At 38.2% G+C, this 1,554-nt stretch carries 1 protein-coding gene; it reads left to right on the top strand.

Features of this window, described 5'->3' with window-relative positions:
- Nucleotides 1-45: 45 nt before the first annotated feature.
- The coding region (locus AC1DRF_RS27245; RefSeq protein ID WP_477742215.1) for a PAS domain S-box protein at nucleotides 46-1,554 on the top strand (1,509 nt) is incomplete at its 3' end.

Genomic DNA, 1,554 nt, shown 5'->3' with positions numbered 1-1,554 from the left:
GAACGAGTAGGAAAGATGTTAGTGAGGGGTAGGTAAATATGAACGATGAACAAAAATAAAAAAATAGTCCGATTACATGCAGAAAATCATTCAGCTGAGGCGCTAGGAATCATATTTGCTTACAAACAAAAAGATGACCATCTTGTTTACAGTATGTATCAAGGTGAAAGCGTTCATGACCAAAAAATACCTCTAGAAGAATGGGTCTCGTATGAGCATTTTTTCGAAGCACTAAACAAAAAGAAAAAGCTTATGTACGAGCTTCAAATAAATGATAAACGCTATGTAGTAAACTTAACCCCTTTATCTTACACAGAAAAGCCTGAAATTATGGGACATTGCGTGAATATAACTAGTTATCAGGAGAAAAAAGAACAGGTTCAGCCTTTTATTTATCATAACGCAGATGCTGTTGCTGTCGTTGACTTAGAAGGGAAAACGCTTCAAGTGAACCCTGCGTTTGAGAATACATTTGGCTGGACGTTTGAAGAAATTCATCAAAAGCCTCTTCCGATTATACCTTCGTTTTTAAAGGAGCCAGTGTGCGAACTTCATAAGACCATTCAATCAGGTGAATCGAAAACGGAATTTGAGACGGTCAGACAGCATAAAGACGGTCATTTAATTAATGTAAGCGTCACACTCTTCCGCGTTGAAAATATGAATGATTGGCCGCTATGCATTGCTTTTGTCTATCGAGATATAACATCACGCAAGCAGGCTGAAACGGCTTTAAAAGAAAGCGAAGAACGTTACCGAAGCTTGATTGAGTTATCGCCGGAAGCGATTATCGTTCATAGTGAAGGGAAAATTGATTACATCAACCCTTCAGGAGCCAAAGCGCTAGGATACAAAAGTCCTCAAGACGTATTAGGAGCTTGTGTTTATCAGTTTGTTCACCCTGATTACTATGATGTGGTAAAACAGCGAATTTATCGAATGAAAACAGAAAATAAATCTGTAGACCTACAGGAAGAAAAGTTTATTCATAAAGACGGTCATACGATTGATGCCGAAACCATTGCCTTTCCTATTCCCTATATGGGAAAGCAGGCCATTCAAGTTTTGTTTCGTGATATTACAGAACGTAAAAAAACTGAAAAATTGCTGCGTGAAGCCGCTCAGCTTTCCTTAGTCGGACAGTTAGCGGCTGGTATAGCTCACGAAATTCGAAACCCTCTGACGGCGGTAAAAGGATTTATGCAGTTATTAAGAGAAACGAGCGGTCAGCCTTACTATGTAGAAATGATAAATCATGAGTTAGATAGAATTGAATTGATTACCGATGAGTTCTTGAGTCTTGCAAAGCCTCAGGCGAAAACCTACAAAGACAAACATGTCCAAGATATTTTAGAGAATACTTTAAAGCTAGCTGAGGTGCAGGGGATTACAGAGAAAATTCACGTAAAAAAAGAAATTGATCTTCATCTTCCTCTCGTATTATGCGAAGAAAATCAGTTGAAACAGGTGTTTAGCAATATATTTAAAAATGCAGTCGAATCTATGCCAAGTGGAGGAACCGTAACGATTCAACTAAAAAGATTTAATCAGGAG

This window comes from Priestia sp. P5_B4, from assembly GCF_056400385.1.
The sequence above is the reverse complement of the archived record's forward strand: the minus strand, read 5'-3'. Positions and strand labels throughout refer to the sequence as shown.